The sequence below is a fragment of the Bartonella sp. B1099 genome (assembly GCF_944801835.1).
Lineage (GTDB): Bacteria > Pseudomonadota > Alphaproteobacteria > Rhizobiales > Rhizobiaceae > Bartonella.
The window spans coordinates 197,087-215,653 of record NZ_CALYLN010000001.1 but is presented as its reverse complement, the minus strand read 5'-3'; the positions used below and the strand labels follow the sequence as shown (position 1 = coordinate 215,653).

5 protein-coding genes are annotated in these 18,567 nt (G+C 37.7%); all 5 read right to left on the bottom strand.

All coding sequences use genetic code 11. The features are described 5' to 3' along the window. Window positions 1-66 precede the first annotated feature (66 nt). The 5 genes from NNJ73_RS00890 to NNJ73_RS00870 all read right to left on the bottom strand — a co-directional run bounded on the left by NNJ73_RS00890 (window position 67) and on the right by NNJ73_RS00870 (window position 18,418). A complete protein-coding gene (locus NNJ73_RS00890) occupies window positions 67-2,682 on the bottom strand; it encodes an autotransporter outer membrane beta-barrel domain-containing protein (protein WP_254492299.1) in 2,616 nt (871 codons plus the stop codon). 129 nt (window positions 2,683-2,811) lie between these two features. Then, a complete protein-coding gene (locus NNJ73_RS00885) occupies window positions 2,812-4,593 on the bottom strand; it encodes an autotransporter outer membrane beta-barrel domain-containing protein (protein WP_254492298.1) in 1,782 nt (593 codons plus the stop codon). 146 nt (window positions 4,594-4,739) lie between these two features. Beyond that, on the bottom strand, window positions 4,740-7,163 hold the full coding sequence (locus NNJ73_RS00880) for an autotransporter outer membrane beta-barrel domain-containing protein (RefSeq protein WP_254492297.1): 2,424 nt from the start codon (window positions 7,161-7,163) through the stop codon (window positions 4,740-4,742). A gap of 677 nt (window positions 7,164-7,840) precedes the next feature. After that, on the bottom strand, window positions 7,841-10,318 hold the full coding sequence (locus NNJ73_RS00875; protein WP_254492296.1) for an autotransporter outer membrane beta-barrel domain-containing protein: 2,478 nt from the start codon (window positions 10,316-10,318) through the stop codon (window positions 7,841-7,843). A 2,277-nt stretch (window positions 10,319-12,595) separates the two neighbouring features. Then, window positions 12,596-18,418 carry an autotransporter outer membrane beta-barrel domain-containing protein gene (locus tag NNJ73_RS00870; RefSeq protein WP_254492295.1) on the bottom strand — a complete coding sequence of 1,941 codons (5,823 nt, stop codon included), beginning with the start codon at window positions 18,416-18,418 and terminating at the stop codon, window positions 12,596-12,598. Window positions 18,419-18,567 lie beyond the last annotated feature (149 nt).

Sequence of the window (18,567 nt, the reverse complement as noted above, 5' to 3'; positions counted from 1 at the left end):
ACGTTTAAATAAAAAGCAGCACACTGTGCTGCTTTTTATTTTATTGAAATTAAAAGTGCTTTTGCTTTAAAAATGATACCTTATTCCACCAGAAACATTGGTCCCCGATACACCGGTTTTTTGCAGTTTTTGCCGATAGCTAATGTCGGCGTTTAGCACGATCTTTTGAGAAAGATAGGCATTCACACCCATGCCTCCCTCAATTGAAGAACCCGCAGGATCAAGATCAAAGGTATCCGCAATTTTTATTGTTTTACCATCACCAAAAGTTCTGATCACATTCATTTTACCATAGAAGGAAACAGCTTTGTTTTCTTCAACAGCTGTTATCGTTTTTGTTAAACGTCCACCAAAACGGATCAACCATTGACGCGGATTGCCCATGTCTACTTTTAAGCCATTGGCATCTGAGAAAATATCAAACATGAGATTTTGATAAATCAATTGCGCTTGTGGTTCAAAGACTAGCCCTTTTGTGCTGGTTGCTAATTTCTGACCAAGGGTTGCAGAGAGATTAAGGATTTCAGTCCCATCCAATTTTGCAGCATTCCCAACAAGAGCTGTGGTAATATTTCCTTTTAACCTTCCGTAAGAAAGAAGCGTGTTGAGATATAGACCATTGCTATGCTCGATGGTGCTATAAGCGGCGAGAGACCATTTATCAAGGGTCGTCTTTTCAGAATCTTGCATCTCTTTTGGTGTAAAGGCAAGTTTTCCGTATGTTCCTAAAAGACCAAAACGTGCGCTTATGTCTTTGCTTTTCGAAGTGGCTAATATAACCCCCAATTGCAAAGCTTTATAGTTCACATCAGCATCATAACCATAGCGCAGGGGGCCACGGTTGGAGGACAAGGTGACTTTCTCGCCGTAGGAGGAGAAAAAGAGATTATGCTGTTTATGATCTGCTGCGCCAAAGACTGTTGTTCGCATCGCATCTAACAACCTGTTTTGGTTGTTTACATCAGCAAATCCAGAAGAAAATAAAGTATTAGGTAGGGTTAAATAGTTTGCCACCTGTGGCAAAAGTGCTCGAACTTTTTTATCCTTATCAATGTAGGCATTTTGTAAGCGGAAATCCCAGAAATCATTCTTATTGCCAAAAAGACTTTGACTTTCATGAGATGTTCCAGGTTTATAGCTTGCGAGGACATATTTATAAGGTTGTCCACCTATTGTCATATAGTTTCCGGCGAGCGTAAAGGAATTTTCGTTTGCTTGTCCGGAAACTTGAATGATTGAAACCCCATGTGTCCCTAAAGGAAGAGGAGCCATCTGCTCTCCCCAAACAACAGAGCCATCGGTTATCATTTTATCTGTTTCTTGGAGATTGATGTGAACAATGGTATTCCCTGATACATCACCATTAATCACAATACGATCGGTTTGTTGTTCCGTGACAGGAGAATGTTTGTTCCATTGCGTGTTGACATAAATCTCTGCAACACCTGTTGCATGATAAACTGCTGTTGTATGTGCTGTTTCGTCTTCTTGCGAAAGATGAGGCCCTATAAACAAAGTTTGGTAATGTCCTTCCATAGGCTTGTCAAACATAATGGCACTGTCGGTAAGGCGCAATACAGAAAGATTAGAGAAAGATTTTTCATCAAGACCAAACTGTCTATAGTTATACGAAATAGTATCGTCCTCTGAGATACGATCGTTATTTGCAGTGTTTTTATTGGGCTTTAAGAGCCATTTTGTCCCTTCTTTTAGATCAAAAGTTGTTCTATTATCTCTGGAAGTTCTGACGCGGCCTTCTAAAGAAGAGTGGTCCGCAACAAGCGTAAGGGTGTTTGTGGATCCGCTTTCATTTTTTATATTTTTTAATAAAATATCGGCATGAATTTCTGAGTTTTTAAGGCTGACGTCACCGTTTGTGTTTGTTCCATAAAGGCTGATACCTGTATCATTTTCAACAAAAAGCTTTGTATTCTCTAGATTTACTTTACCGGCAATATCTTGTTCTTGAATGGCGTTGGCATTTCTTTCTGCATTGCGTGGATGTCGCCTTTGAGGAGCACGATAGAGATTATTGCGGAAAATAATACCATTCGCTTCATATTTCCCTGTGACACGGATGCTTGAATCTTTAAGATTGATTGTCCCTTCTATGTTGACCAACCCCGTTGTTTCTGCTGTCACTGTAATATCTGTGGCCTCAATTTTTCCACCCTCTGATACACTGAGTGCAATAAAACCCGCATCAACGCTTCCCCCGTTCATTTCGATTTTTGAATTCTTCCCCTCTGCATCTAAAGCACTCCATCTATCTTGAATCTTTTTGTTATGCAGCGTGACAGTTGCACCGTTCTTAGCTTTAACGCCAGCGCTTATATCTTCGATTTGTGCAGGCTTTTTAGGCTGTATGGGGGATATCGGTTGTGAATCATTTAATTTTTCAGATTGTGAAACTACAGTAGAATTGGGTGCTGTTTTTTCACTAGAAGAATCCGTAGGAGAAGCAGGAGCACCTGGACGTCTTCTCGATTTGGCTACGTCTATTGTTGAATCTGTTCCAGTTCCATCAGGTGAATTATCATATGGATCAAAAGTTGTGGATGTATCTACTACTTTACGCGGTGGGAGATTAATAGAAGAAGAGTTCTCAAGAGCATAAGACAAACTGGTTGAAGAATAAAATAGAAGTCCAGAAACGGTGCAGAGTAAAACATTTTTTTTCATATAGATGTATTCCTAAATATTTTCCCCCTCATAAAATATAAAATTTTTACCTCATTATGTCTCTTTTGTAAGAGACAAAACGAAACATAATGAGAATACTTTATATTTCAAGATAGAATACAAGTATTTTTAAAAGTGGTAGCGCATTCCAGCAGAAATATTGATTCCAGAGATGCCAACTTTTTTGAATTTATGTTGATAGCTTAGATCACTATGAAGCTCAAGATTTGGTGATAAATGCGCCTGGAGACCAAATCCACCTTCGATTAAAGACCCCATCGCGGCAAGCTGAAAATTTTTACTAAAAGTTTTAATCAGATTCAGTTTGCCGTAGAAGGAAAAGGCATGGCCTTTGTTTTGCGTTAAGCGACTGCCAATACGCAGCAACCATTGATCAGGTTTGCTTATGTTTATTTTAGAGTTATCGTCATTTGAAGAAGAGCCATCATCTGAGGAAGTGGTATTATCTGAGGGAGAACCAAGTATGAGACGCTGATAAACAAGTTGTGCTTGCGGTTCTAGGATGACACCCTCGAAACCGGTTGACAGTTTTTGACCAATCGTTGCAGCAGCCCCTAAAATTTTACTATTTTCTATTTTGGGGGATTCTTCGATGAAATCTTTGCCATCATTTTCTTTAAAAATTCCATAAGAGAGAAAGCCACTTGCATAGATGCCACCATCATGCTGAATGTTTCCATAGGCGGTGAGTGACCATTTATCAAACATCTTCCTATGAGAGTTTTCTGCATTTTTAGGAGTAAAAGATAATTTTCCATATGTTCCGAAAAAACCAAAATTGGCGCTGATATTTTGATCTTCTCGCGCGATTAATATTGCCCCTGCTTGCAATGCGGCATAGCGAATATTCGCATGAATGCCCCCTTGTTTTGCTTGAACATCCTCTTGTTCTAATTGAATGTCATTTTGTTCTGCTTGAACACTTTCTTGTTCTTTTTGAACGCCCTCTTGTTTTATTTGAACGCTATTTTGCGCTGAATTCTGTCGAGAGAAAAACGTGTTTTTATTGCCATAAGTGGATAAGAAAATGCTTCTCTCTTGATACTCTCTGGGTTCAAACATTGTTATTTGCATATTGTCTAACAAGATATTTTGATTGTTGACATCAGAAATTCCAGCAGCAAACATTGCGATAGGCATGACCAAAGAGTTTTCTATTTGTGGTGTAAGCGTTTTGCTGTTTGCTGCTCCATCAAGAAAAGCAGGGGCAGTTGCTTTACCATCTGTAAGTGGAGATGTACTCTCAGTATCAGCTGTGGGGGTATTCTCAATCTTTGTGGGCAATTTTACATGAGATTCTGCGGATGTGTTAAGAGCCATTTTCGATACTGAGGAAGCCGTGTTTGTTTTGGGATCAACATCAGATTGCGTCTTTTTATTTGTCTCAGTCTGCGTAATTCCACGATCTGTTCTTAAGGATGAATTGTCCTTGTGTTGTGAAACGACATCAGCGGATAATTTATCACTGGTGCGTTTTTGTCTTGCGTTGGAATCAATCACAGGACGCTTATTCTCTTTATGTGCAAGAGAGGTTTCTTGTCCTTCCACGTTTGTTATTCTACCGGTGTTTGAGGTATTTTGGTGGTGTGTGTTAAGATACGATGTATTGGGTAAAACGTTTGTCGCAGTATTGTTTTGTCCTTGTAAGGCACTCCGTTTTATTCTCACTTGGTTAAGTTTTCCGTTGGAATCCATTCTATATTGTGTATCTTGAGGATATTGGTTTGCCATGGCTATGGCATAGCGATATTGTTCCGGTAATTTGATCATTCCTTCAAGGGCGTGGCGTGTTTCAGGACTTAGGCCAGAGGCGGTACTGATCGATGTGAAGGTAAAAGAAGAAAAAAACAAAGCACAAGCGGCTGTACATAACAAAAGATTCTTATACATAGAGACGTTCCTTAAGATATTTTCTTTGTTTTGATAAAAAATGTACCACTCTTTGACACATCATGATTTTTTTAGAATGTGCCAAAATAAGCAGCACTGCTTACATTTGAGTGCTGCTTATGTGTCAAAAGTGAAGGCTAATATTTCTAAAAGCGATAATGCAACCCACCGGAAAAATTCACTCCAGAAATCCCAGATTTTTGAAGTTTATGTTGGTAATTAACGTCAGTATGAAGCACGATATTTTTAGAAAGTTGCGCGTTAATGCCAAGTCCTCCTTCAAGGGAAGAGCCCATAGAATCGAGACGGAAAGGTTCAACAATATCAATCGCGCTTTTTTCATCAAAAGCTTTGATGACGTTCAATTTACCGTAAAAAGAAAGAATACGATCGTTTTCAATAGGAAGTATGGTTTTCGTTAAACGCCCTCCAATACGCACCAACCATTGATGAGGAGTCTTGATATTAACTTGGAAGCCATCGATATCCGAAAGCGTGCCAAATGCAACATGTTGATAAATAAGTTGTGCCTGCGGTTCAAAGGCCAATCCTTCAACACCAGTTGCTAGCTTTTGTCCAATGGTTGCTGATATATTTAATGTATCCGTATTTTTAAACTCCGTGGTGTTGCCGATAAGAGCTGTTGTAATATGTCCGTTTAAAATACCGTAAGAGAAAAGTGCATTAACATAGAGACCATTATCATGGTGGAGGTTCCCATAAGCTGTCAAGGACCATTTATCCAGTATGCTTTTGTCAGAACCTTCCATATCCTTTGGCGTAAAAGCGAGCTTTCCATAGGTGCCTAAAAGACCAAAATTCGCGGTAATGTTTTGATTTTCTAGCGTTGCTAATGTCATGCCTGCTTGTAAAGCAGCATAGCAAACATCCGCACCATAACCATATTCCAATGGACGACGGTTGGAAGATAACGTCACCTTGTTGCCATAAGTTGATAAGAAAATCCCTTTCTTTTTATGACCTTCTAATCCCAAAACGGTTGAGTGCATATTATCTAACAGTGTATTTTGATTACTTACATCCGCCAATCCAGAAGAAAAGAGTGCGTTAGACATAACCAAATAGCTTGCCACTTGAGGAACAAGCGCTCTGATTTTTCCTTCATCATCGACAGTCGCACTTTGTAAACGGAAATCCCAGAAATCCCCATTTTCTTCCAAAGAGACTTGGCCATTGTTTTCTTTTCCAAGAGATGATGCATTGGTATTTTGCGCATCTTTCCCTTTTGATTCTTGTGATATTCCACTGAAATGACTTTGTGTCCTATCGGCTTTCCCACGGCTGGATGTTGGTCCATAGCCATTGAGTGTATATTGATAAGGTAAGCCCCCCATTGTGGTATAGCCATGGGCAAGTTTGAAGGAATCTTCACTGGCTTGCCCAGAAACTTGAATGAGTGAAAGCCCTCGCATATTCAAAGAAATGGAACCCTCTGCTTCTTCATTATCGGATGTTTCTGCATGCTTTGACAATTTGTTGAAATAGATTATTGTGGTGCCTGAGACATCACCATGAACGAGAAAACGGTCAGTTTTTTGTTGTTCTTTTGTCAGACCATTACTCCATTCAGTATTAAAGTAAATCCTTGCGTCGCCCATTGCATTGTAAACGGTTGTTGCATTGGAGTTTCTGTTTTGCTCTGCTTTTTGTGGATATCTTCCTACATGCAAGGTTTGATAATGATCGCCTGCTAGTTTATGCGGCGCATTAAATAGGATAGAGCTATTATTAAGGTTTAGGACTGAAACATCTGATTGTGCGCGTTGCTTAAGGTCAAGGAGCTTGTAATCAAAGAGACTAAAACTATTTTCTAATTCGAATAAACTAATCTTTAAATGCCACTTGCTGTTATTGTTTAGGGTGAAAACTGTTGTATTTTGAGGAAGCGTTTTGGCTCTTCCTTCCATAATCGAATTATCAGCGTCTAATGTAAAAGTGGTAGGTTGAACCTCAGTGAAGGGTGAGCCTTCGTTTTTTAATAACATATCAGAACGAATTTCTGAGTTTTTAAGGTAAACCGCATTCGCAACAGCTTTGGAATAATAAGGTCCGAAAATACCGACACCATCCTTTACAAGAAGTTTTGTATTGTTAAGAATGGCTTTGTTTACAACTTCTTCTCCTTCTTTTATTGTGGAGCTTAGAATATAACCAAAATTGATCCCATAGATTTTGCTGTGCCCTATGACGTTGATGGTTGAATCTTCAACATGGATTGTGCCGTTTGTGAGTGATAAACCACGCTCTTCTGCTCTTCCCACAATTCCTTTAGCATTAATTTGACCCCCTGACGTTGCAGAAAGCAAAGTAAAGCCTGAATGCATGATTGAGTTTGTAATGGTAACATGACCTTTTTTAGCAACTACGGCATCATACTTACCACGAATAAAAATGTTATTAAGGTTCTTCTCTTCTCCATTAGCGACTTGAACCGTAGGAATCTCAGGAGGTTGTTTATTTGCATAAGTTGGAGCAAAATGAGAAAAAATGAAAGTTCCAGCAATTGTACATAACAAAAAATTTTTCTTATAAATATATTTCTTACACATAGAGATGCCTTTAGTATTTGGTATGCTTTGATGCTTACTTCATTCCCCTGATGGCGCAAGTACCCAATCAGCTTTTTATATCATTATGTTTTTATTGTAAATAACAAAACAAATATTAAGTTTTGTTGTTTATCTTTTAAAAATTGATCTTAGAAGCGTTTTTTTTTTTAATAGAAAGCGCAATCCATAGCGACGATGAATTTTAGAAAACCGAGCTTGATAAATATTTTTTGTTTTAAAGTGCTAAGAATCAAAATATTTTACAAGGATGTTTATTGCTTAAAGCTGTTTAAAAACGCTACAAAGTTTTGAAGAAAATTTGTTGTCTGCTTATAAAAAGCTTTCAGTCAATTTTTTTGCATATAGAATTATTCACGGTGAATTTTTGAATATAAAAAAAGCTAAAATATTGTGTATTTTCCATCGATATACAACACTGTTTATTAAATTCATTCGATTTTTATAAATCAAAAAGACCGCTCTTTTGAGAACTCAACCGTCATTGAGGGATAAAGGATTGTGTTGTATTTCGTTTGAATGAAATTAATCTTTTCAAGAAAGGTGTATAGACAGAATCGTTATCGATGGATCTTGCCAAAAGACTGCAAAAAAGGCAGCATATTGTGCTGCCTTTTTTATTAAATTAAATAAGACTATAAGTTGCTTTTTGCTTGTTCTTAAAACTGATAGCGTATTCCACCTGAAAAGCTTGCTCCAGATATACCCGTTTTTTGAATTTTCTGTTGATAATGAACATCAGCATGAAGGGTAATATTTTGTGATAATTGTGCATTCACACCAAATCCACCTTCAATGGCTGCGCCCATAGAATCAAGACGGAATGATTCACCAATCTGTATAGTACTATTATTGGAAAAAGCTTTAACAATATTCAACTTCCCATAGAAAGAAAGAATACCGCCGTTTTCAGTGGGAACTGTTGTTTGCATTAAACGCCCTCCAATACGAACCAACCATTGATGAGGATTGCCCATATCCACATCAAAGCCATCAATATCTGAGAGTGTGCCAAGCATAAGACGTTGATAAACAACTTGTGCTTGTGGTTCAAAGGTCAATCCTTTCGTACTGGTTTCGAATTTTTGTCCAATGGTTGCCGATGCACTGAATGTATCAGTGTTCGTCAATTCTACTGTCTTTCCTATGAGAGCTGTGGTGATATTTCCCTTGAGCATTCCATAGGAGAAGAGTGCATGGACATATGTCCCATTATGATGATGCAGGTCACTATATGCAGTCAGTGACCACTTATTGAGCGTACTCTTGTCAGCACCTTCCATATCTTTTGGGGTGAAAGCCAATTTCCCATATGTTCCTAAAAGACCAAAGTTGGTGGTCACATTTTGATCTTCTAGAGCGACCAATGTAAAGCCTGCTTGTAAAGCAGCATAGTGAATATCGGCACCATAGCCATATTGTAATGGCGTACGGTGAGAGGATAATGTCATCTTGTTGCCGTAAGTCGAGAAGAAGATTCCTTTGTTTTTATGATCCTTTGTCTCAAAGCCTGTTTCTTGCATCGTATTCAGTAACGTATTTTGATTGTTTATATCAGCCAATCCAGCTGAGAATAGAGCGTTAGGCATGACCAAATAGCTTGCTACTTGAGGAACGAGAGCCTTGATCTTTCCTTCATCATCGAGCGTTGCACTTTGCAAGCGGAAATCCCAGAAATTCTGATTTTTTCTCAAATGGTTTTGTTCGCTGTCTGCTTGTCCAGAATTTGATGTTGATTCACCTTTTATATTATTCTCAACGCCTAAAATCATTCCCCCTAATACAACGGGAGTTGTATCGATTTTTGCGCTCTTGTCTTTTGATTGTTGAGATACTTCCCCTAAATGGCTTTGTGCGCTCTCTGCTTTTCCAAGACTTGATGCCGGTCCATAGGCATTTAAAACATATTTATAGGGCAAACCACCCATTGTGACATAGCCATTTGCTAGTTTGAAGGCATTTTTATCTGCCTGTCCAGATACTTGTATGAGTGACAGACCACGCATATTCGCTGGAATAGAAGACTCTGCCTGTGATGGCTCCCCTTTTGAGAGACTATTGAAATGAATTGTTGTGGTACCTGAGACATCTCCGTGAACAAGAAGGCGGTCCGTTTTTTGCTGTTCTTTTGTCAGACCATCACTCCATTTTGTATTGAAATAAATCTTTGCATTGCCTGTTGCATTGTAAACAGTTTCTTTAGCGGAGTCCCTATTTTCTTGTGAATGAGGAACCTCAAGGGTTTGTCCTATACTCAAGGTTTGATATTGACCCTTTGCCAGCGTATGGGGCGCATTAAACACAATAGAACTATTATTAAGGTTCAGGGCTGAAACGGTAGACAGCGCTCGCTGCTCAATGTCGTGGAGAGCATAATTAAATGTACTAAAATCACGATTTATGTCATATTGACTTACATTTAAATACCATTTGCTCTTGTTGGTTAAATTAAAAACAGTTGTATTGACTGCTAAGGTTCTTGCTCTTCCTTCCATAATTGAATTATCGGCGGTTAAGACAAAAGTCACAGGATGAGGATCTGAATCTGTTTTCTTTTTTACATTATTTTGTAATAATACATCAGCACGAACTTCTGAATTCCTAAGTTGAACTTCGGCAACAGACTTTGAAGAGGAAGGTCCTAAAATACCGACACCATCTCTCACAAGAAGTTTTGTATTGGTAAGAATTGCTTTATTGACAACTTCTTCCCCATCTTTCACAAAAGCATCTAAAATGCTATGAAAAATAATACCGGATTTTCTTTTGGTTTCTATAAATGAATCTTCAATGTTAATGATACCGTTTGAAATTGATAGACCAGTATACAAGGCATTGGCTTTAACTTCTTTCGCATTAATGCGCCCACCTTGTGATACAGCAAAGGCAAACGAAGCTGAATGTATTGTTGAATTCGTAATTGTAGCAGTTGCTTTTTTAGAGGCGTACACTGCGCTTAATCCATTGCGGATAAAAACATTATTAAGAGTCTTTTCCTCTCCGTTCTCCAGCTTGAACTCATCAATAATTTCAGGAGGTTGTGTATTTGCATGAGTTGAACCGAAATGAGAAAAAATCAAAGTTCCAGCAATTGTACATAACAAAAGATTCTTCTTATAAATATATTTCTTACACATAGATATGCCTTTAGTATTTGGTATGCTTTGATGCTTACTTCATTCCCCTGATGGCGCAAGTACCCAATCAGCTTTTTATATCATTATGTTTTTATTGTAAATAACAAAACAAACTATATTGTAGTGTTCTCTATCATTTGAAGTTTTGCTTCAGAAAAGCTTTTTTCATTGATCATAAAAAGCAAATGAAATAATGGATTTCATAAAATCTAGCTTGATAAGCTTATGCTAAAACCACAATGGAGCTATTTAAAACACGCTATTTAAAAATTGGTACTTCAGGATAATCATTATAAAAGCTCTATAGCATTGATATGGATTGTTTTCGGTACTCAGAAAAAATCTTAGTCTATTTTCTCTACTCTAGGAGAAAATATGCTATAAAAAGAAATGAGGGGGATATTGGGGTTCTTCAAAGAGATCTTTTTTAAAGCTCCAACGCTCATTTTCTAAGGCATCATAGCGCATTTTGCGACGGCACTCGTGAATGGTATAGCGATAAAGCTTGTGAGCTCCATCCTCTTTATGCTTGTGAAGGAGGAAGCAGGTGCCTTTTGATAAAAGAGCAACTCCATTGCATATTTTACCAGCCCTTAATATTGCAAAACAGCCTTTGGTGCTTGAGACGGTTCATAAAAAGGTTATTTTAGGCTTTTCTTAATTTTTTTCCACATGGTTCACCTGCTTGTAAGGTGCAAGAGACAGAGGTTTGATTGATTCAACGTGGAACAGGGGGGAATGAGAAAGTTTCTTACGGTATTGGGTATGCCTCTTCAACAGGAAAACAGTAAATATTCTTTATAAATCAATGAGCTGTATTATATTATTATAAATAATAATGCTCTTTAGTCATTTAATTGCCCTGTTCATTCCTTCAGTTTTGGCAGCTGTAGAAGTATTTTTAGAGAAAGCAGTTTGTTCTCTCGTTATGATTAAATATTTGTCGATGATTTTTTTTATCATGTTTTGTAGGAGGTATTGCATAAGTTCTATGGGATATGTTTTTTGCACCAAAAATTTTAAGGGATTTCATTTCAGCATGATAGGTGGAAAATCGTAAAATTTTTACAGCTATTATGCCCGATAAAATATTTTTAGCTAAAAATATTTTCTGTTTATGTTTAAAAATAACAATATATATTTTATCTTGAATTATATTTTTTATTTTAAAATAAAATATCAACAATATTGTTGAGTTTATTATAATTTTATTTATTTTAATATTATATTTTTTTATTATAGATTAAATATATTACTATTTTATAAATTTTAATAGTCTTACTGCTTAATAAACTATTAGAAAAATAGCGTTGTTTGTTAAAAAATAAAGAAAATAGAATAAACAGGGACTGCTTTTACAGTATCTCTTAAGATATGATAACATCATATTGCGCTTCAAAAACTTATTTCTATTATACTGATTTTGATCGTTTTCCCATCGTTTATTTTCTTTCAGTGAGATGAGCTTGGAATGAGAAGGATGAGCTTTCTCAAAATTGTTTACCTAAAATGCTACAGGAAAGTATCAATGAAGCTTTATAGATGGTGTAATAAGCTCGTTGATTGAAAGAATAGAGGGTATCAACAGAGCAAGGGGGCGAAGAAAGAGCTTTTTATTATTATCTTTTTAGATATTGTTATCTGTCTATTTTCTCAAAATGCATTTTTCTTAACTTTATGGATAAATTCACGAATAAAATATGCCGCAGAATTCGTGTAAAGAGAAAGAAAAGCCTATTTTAAGTGGAAAAAGGCAATTTATAAAGAGCTTCATGTTGAAAGCTTTGAAATAAAGGGTGCTTTGGTCCATAAAAGTGCACTTTTATGAGAAATTGTACTTTTATTAAAAGGTCTCGGTTTTCATCATTTTGGGTTGTTGAGATATTCTCGATAAAAATCCCTGACATTTTTTCTTGAGAAAAAGGGAAGGGGATTTTATGAAGCAAACGAGATTTATCAATAACATTTGGGCCGAACATAGTTATCTCTAGGTGTTTTTTTCTGAGCGTTTTTCTTTCACTTGGAGATGAAGCACTTTATGCCATTTTGTTTAAGGGAGATGAACGCATTTAATCTGATAGGCTTCAAAGATAATATCCAACCTTATAAATCAATGAATCTCGATGGAGATGATGTTAAAAGGGGATAAATAACAACGTTATTCGAGCGATCTTTTAATGAAAGAGTGTTAAGAATAAAAAAGGCAGCATGATATGCTGCCTTTTTTGTTTGATGAAGTGTATAGAATAACAATACACTTGTTGTTAAAGTTTTGCCTTAAAACTGATAGCGTATTCCGCCTGAAAAACTTGCTCCAGAGATACCCGTTTTTTGCAGTTTTTGTTGATAACTCACATCACCATGAAGGGAGAGGTTCGTGGACAATTGCGCGTTGATGCCAAGCCCTCCTTCAAGTGCAGATCCCATAGCATCAAGTTTATAATCCTTATCAATATGGAGGGACTGATCATCCCTAAAAGTTTTGATCAAGTTGACTTTTCCATAGAAAGACATAGGACGGTTGTTTTCAGTGGAAATGCTTTTGGTCAAACGCCCGCCAATACGGATCATCCATTGATGAGGATTTTGCATGTCAACGGTAAAATTATCGGCATCTGCAATGGTATCAAACGTCAAATGTTGATAAGCAAGTTGTGCCTGCGGTTCGAATGTTACACCCTGAATTCCTGTTGCAAATTGTTTGCCAACAGTGGTGGAGATGTTCAACATTTTGGCATTTTTCAACTTTGCGGTTGTCCCAATGAGGGCATTGGTGATCTCTCCTTTTAGGAAGCCATAGGATAACAGCGTATCAAGATAAAAGCCATTGTCGTATTGTATGGTTCCATAGGCTGTGAGGGACCATTTATCAACGGTGTTTTTTCCAGCATCTCGCATATTTTTTGGCGTAAAGGAAAGCTGTCCATAGGTTCCTAAAAGACCGAAACGTGTTGTGGTATTATGTCCTTCCAGTGTTGCGAAGTTCACCCCTCCTTGTAGAGCGGCATAGCGAAGATCAGCACCGCTATAACCATATTGACGTGGTGCACTTTCAGAGGAGAAGGTTCCTGTGCTTCCATAGGTGTGTAAGAAAAAGCCATTCTGTTTTTCTTGTCCTTTATCTATGACCGCTGTTCTGATATTTGCCAACAATGCGTTTTGTTCAGCCATATCGGTCAATCCACTATAGAAGAGAGCATTTGGCATGACCAAATAGCTTGCCATTTGTGCTACAGGTGCTTCTACTTTTGAATCAGGAAGAAATTCTTTATGTAAGCGGAAATCCCAGAAATTCTCATTCTTTTCATCAAAGAGACTTTGTTCAATATTCGCTTGGCCATAGCTTGATTCTGGTCCGTAACCTGTTAGCGTATATTTATAAGGCGCTCCACCTTTTGTGATATAACCATGGGCTAATTTGAAAGAATTTTCATCAGCCTTTCCAGAAACTTGGATCAATGAAAGCCCGCCTATGTTAGAAGGATCGGAAGCATTTATGACACTCTCTTTATCTCCTAAATCGCTTTGAATGTAAACTGTTGTGGAACCTGAAACATCGCCGTGAATGAGAAGATGATCGGTTTCTTGCTCTGTGATTGGCGTGCCATCAGTCCATTTTGTATTGAAATAAATTTTTGCATCGCCTGTTGCATTATAAACAGATTCGGTATCTGGTTTTCCTGAACCTATATGCAATGTGTGGTAATGATTTTCTGTTGGCTCTTGAAAAATGAGAGAGCTGTCATTGAGGTCGAGAACAGAAATATCAGAACGCGATCTTTGAGCGATATCAAGCAAATTGCCCTCAGCATTTTTTTCTTGTGTGCTGTTTTTTAAGAACCATTGTGTACCATTTTTTAGGTTAAAGTGTACGTTTCTCTCTTGTGCAATGTTGGCTCTGCCTTCTAAAGTGGAATGATCTGCATTTAATGTGAAGCTACCGTTGGAGATCTTCTTCATGGTTTCATCATTCCAGAAATTTTTATCGTTGCCAGAAATTTTGTCCCAAAAAATACCATCATCTAATAACATATCGGCGTGGATTTTTGAATTATTAAGATTAATTGTACCGATTGATAGAGCAGGACTATTTTCAATGCTTTTTGCGGCGAAAGCTCCAACAAGAATTCCAGTGCCATTATCAACGTGAATATTGCTATTGGTCAGATTGATTTCGCTATTTCCATCTATTTGTAGATCATCTAATTTATCTGTATTGGTTTTCGATAAAGCCACTAGTTGCATACCTATGCTTTCTGCTTTTACATCAGTATTTGCTAGGTCAATCTTTCCCCTAGCTGCTGCGGATAGTGCAACTTTTTTGACGTCTATTTCATTTTTAGTGCCATTCTTCATGATAATTGAGGCATCACCAGCTGCAGCAAGACCAAGATCAAAACTTTTAATGGTTGTGTTCCCATTTAATTCAATTTTGCTCTCAGGCTCGTAAGAGCCTACAGCAGTGGTTATTTTTTCGCTCTCACCAGCGGTCATTACTAGATCGCCACTGGTGATCTTGCTTCCACCGTCTGCATAAAAACCTTCATCAACATTTTGAATGATTGTTTTGCCTGTTAAGTTAATTTCACTTCCAGCGCCTTCTGTCGTTAGACCAGAGCGTTCTGTGTCGGGATCCGAATTGATAGCTTTTCCACCGGTGATATTTAAATTTTCACCGGTAATTTTACCACCATCAGCTGTTCTAAGACCGTCTAAAGTATTGTTGATTGTTGTATTGCCATGCAATTGAATTGTGCTCTCACCAAGCGCAAGTGCGCCGGTCCCTATGCCATTTGTTGTGAGCGTAACATCTGTGGCATCGATCTGTCCTTGGTTTTCTGTCAATAATGCTGCACTGTTACTTTTTGCAGTTGCGCTTCCTCCTACCATTATAATTTTTGAATCTGGACCGTCTGCATAGACACTATCTCCATAAGATGACGTGACCGTAGCGTTGTTTAAAGCAATGGAACTTCCTTGTTTTGCATATATTCCATCACCTTCGCTTTCAAATGATCCTCCAGAGACTGTTATTGTCGAGTGGTCATCTGCAATTATGGCACTTTCTGCTTTTGTCACGGTTACATTGTTTAAAATGATGGTACTTTTATTTGCTTTTATTCCATAGTGTAATAGCGCATCATCTCCATCTTTAACGCTTGATATGGTCACATTTTCTAGTTTGTTTTCTTCTCTCTTACTATTCTCGAAGCTAGCTCCATTATAGAAAGCTTTAATGCTTCCCCCCGTCATGTTGATTGCGCCACCATCTTTTACATAAAGTCCAGTGTCTTCAGATGATGTAATTTGGGCATTGTCGGTTAAAATAATAGTACCACTATTTTGCGTAGCTATTGTTGCGTATTTTGCATCAAATGATCCTCCAGAGACTGTTATTGTAGATTTATTATCGGCAACTACGGCATTTTCTGCTTTTGTAACGGTTACATTTTTTAAAGCGACTGTACTTTGATCTGCAGATATCCCTGCTTTTAGTCGTGCATCGTCTTTAACGCTTGATATGGTCACATTTTCCAGTTTGTTTTCTTCTCTCTTACTATTCTCGAAGGTAGCTCCATTATAGAAAGCTTTAATGCTTCCCCCCGTCATGCTGATTGCACCGTCATTTTGTGCAAGAAGTCCATCGTTCTCAGATGATGTAATTTGAGCATTGTCGGTTAAGGTAATGATACTGTTTCCTTGAGAACCTATAGTTACTTTTTTTGCGTCAAATTCCCCTCCAGAAACCGTTATTGTTGATTGATCATCTGCAATTATGGCGCTGTTTGCTTTTGTCACGGTGACATTTGTTAAAGCGACTGTACTGTTTTGGACTGCTAATATTCCATTCAGAAGCAGCGCATCGTCTTTACTGCTTGATATTGTCACATTTTCCAGTTTATTTTCTTCTCTCTTACTGTTCTCGAAATGAGCGCCAACGTTTGAAGCTTTAATGATTCCTCCTGTCATGCTGATTGCACCGTCATTTTGTGCAAGAAGTCCATCGTTCTCAGATGATGTAATTTGAGCATTGTTGGTTAAGGTAACGATACTATTGCCTTGCGAAGCTATTGTCGCTAGTTTTGCATCAAACGATCCTCCAGAGATTGTTATTGTAGACTTATTATCTGCAACTACCGCGTTTTCTGCTTGAGAGACAGTTACATTTGTTAAAGCGACTGTACTTTGATCCGCAGATACCCCTGCTTTTAGCCGTGCATCGTCTTTACTGCTTGATATTGTCACATTTTCCAGTTTGTTTTCTTCTCTCTTACTATTCTCGAAGGTAGCACCAACATTTGAAGCTTTAATGGTTCCCCCCGTCATGCTGATTGCGCCCCCTTCTTTTGCAAGGAGACTGGTGTTTTCAGATGATGTAATTTGAGCATTGTTGGTTAAGGTAACGATACTATTGCCTTGCGAAGCTATTGTCGCTAGTTTTGCATCAAACGATCCTCCAGAGACTGTTATTGTAGATTCATTATCTGCAACTACGGCGTTTTCTGCTTGTGTGACAGTTACATTTGTTAAAGCGACTGTACTTTTATCTGCAGATACTCCTGCGTTCAGAAGTGCACCGTCTTTATTACTTAATATAGTCACATTTTCCAGTTTATTTTTTTCGCTGTTACTGCCTTCAAAGTCAGCACCATTATAGAAAGCTTTAATTGTTCCTCCCGTCATATTGATCGCGCCACCTGTTTCGGCAAGAAGCCCATCGTTCTCAGATGATGTAATCTGTGTAACGTCAGTTAAAATAACAGTGCTGCCTTTTCCAGCGTATATCGTTGCCTCTTTTGCGTCAAATGATCCTCCAGAGACTGTTATTGTAGATTCATTATCGGCAACTACGGCGCTTTCTACTTGTTTTACAGTTACATTTTTTAAAGCGACTGTACTATTTTTATCTGCAGATACTCCTACGTTCAGGAGTGCACCGTCTTTATTACTTAATATAGTCACATTTTCCAGTTTATTTTTTTCGTTGTTACTGCCTTCAAAGCCAGCACCAACCTCTGAAGTTTTAATGGTTCCCCCCGTCATGCTGATTGCGCCACCATCTTTTGCATAAAGTCCAGTGTTTTCAGATGTAATTTGAACGTTGTTGTTTAAAATAATGGTGCTACCATTAAGAGCGCCTAATGTTACCTTTTGCGTCTCAAATGATCCTCCAGAGATCGTTATTGTAGATTCATTATCTGCAACTACGGCGTTTACTGCTTGAGAGACAGTTACATTTGTTAAAGCGACTGTACTGTTATCTGCAGATACTCCTTTTTTTAGTAGTGCATCCTCTTTATTACTTGAGATGGTTACACCGTTTAGTTTGTTGTTATCGCTTTTACTGCTCTCGAAGGACGCTCCAATTTCTGAAGCTTTAATTATTCCTCCTGTCATGCTGATTGCACTACCGTTTTTTGCATAAAGTCCGGAGTTCTCGGATGTAATTTGAACGTTGGTGTTTAAAGTAATGGTACTGCCATTAAGAGCACCTAATGTTAGCTTTTGCGTTTCAAATGATCCTCCAGAGATTGTTATTGTAGAGTTATTATTTGCAACTACGGCATTATTTGTTTGTGTCACTTTTACATTTTCTAAAGTGATGGTACTGTTTTCAGTTTTTATTCCAGCGTGTAGTGGTGCATCATCTTTACCACTCGATATGGTCACATTTTCCAGTTTGTTTTCTTTGCTATTACTGTTTAAGAAGTGAACGCCAGTGTCAGAAACCGTAATAGTGCCCCCTGTCACTTGAAGTATCGCGTCATCTTTTACTTCAAGACCCAAACGGATGTCAGAATCCGTTCCTTTAATGGTTGTGTTATCGCCCTTTAATTCAATTGAACTGCCTTTACCTTCAGTGCTTATAACGTAAATGTTTGTGTTTGAGCTTGAGTTTGTGTCTTTATTTCCAGTTATCTTCAAATCAGTTCCGATAATTTGACCGTCTTTTAGAGCATGAAGAGTCTCATAAGTAGCATCTTTGATCTCTTTTTTTTCTCCAGAAACTTCAAGAGATTCAGCATGAACATTGAATTGGATATTAAACAACACAATAGCTGCTGTTGCTATAGATGACAGAAGGGATTTTTTATACACGAATACTCTCCTTTTAAAGCCCCCAATATTATTCCCCGCACTCTTCAAAAGAAGAACAGAAATAGATATTGCTTTTCATTAATTACTCATAGCTTTGATAATTTATTTTTTTTTCTCTGTCAAAGTTAAATTTATCATTAAATACGCAA

What these genes read in the sequence shown, in the direction of transcription:
- NNJ73_RS00880 (WP_254492297.1), bottom strand. Translation starts at nt 7,163, where the DNA reads ATGTGTAAGAAATATATTTATAAGAAAAATTTTTTGTTATGTACAATT.
- NNJ73_RS00875 (WP_254492296.1), bottom strand. Translation starts at nt 10,318, where the DNA reads ATGTGTAAGAAATATATTTATAAGAAGAATCTTTTGTTATGTACAATT.
- NNJ73_RS00890 (WP_254492299.1), bottom strand. Translation starts at nt 2,682, where the DNA reads ATGAAAAAAAATGTTTTACTCTGCACCGTTTCTGGACTTCTATTTTAT.
- NNJ73_RS00885 (WP_254492298.1), bottom strand. Translation starts at nt 4,593, where the DNA reads ATGTATAAGAATCTTTTGTTATGTACAGCCGCTTGTGCTTTGTTTTTT.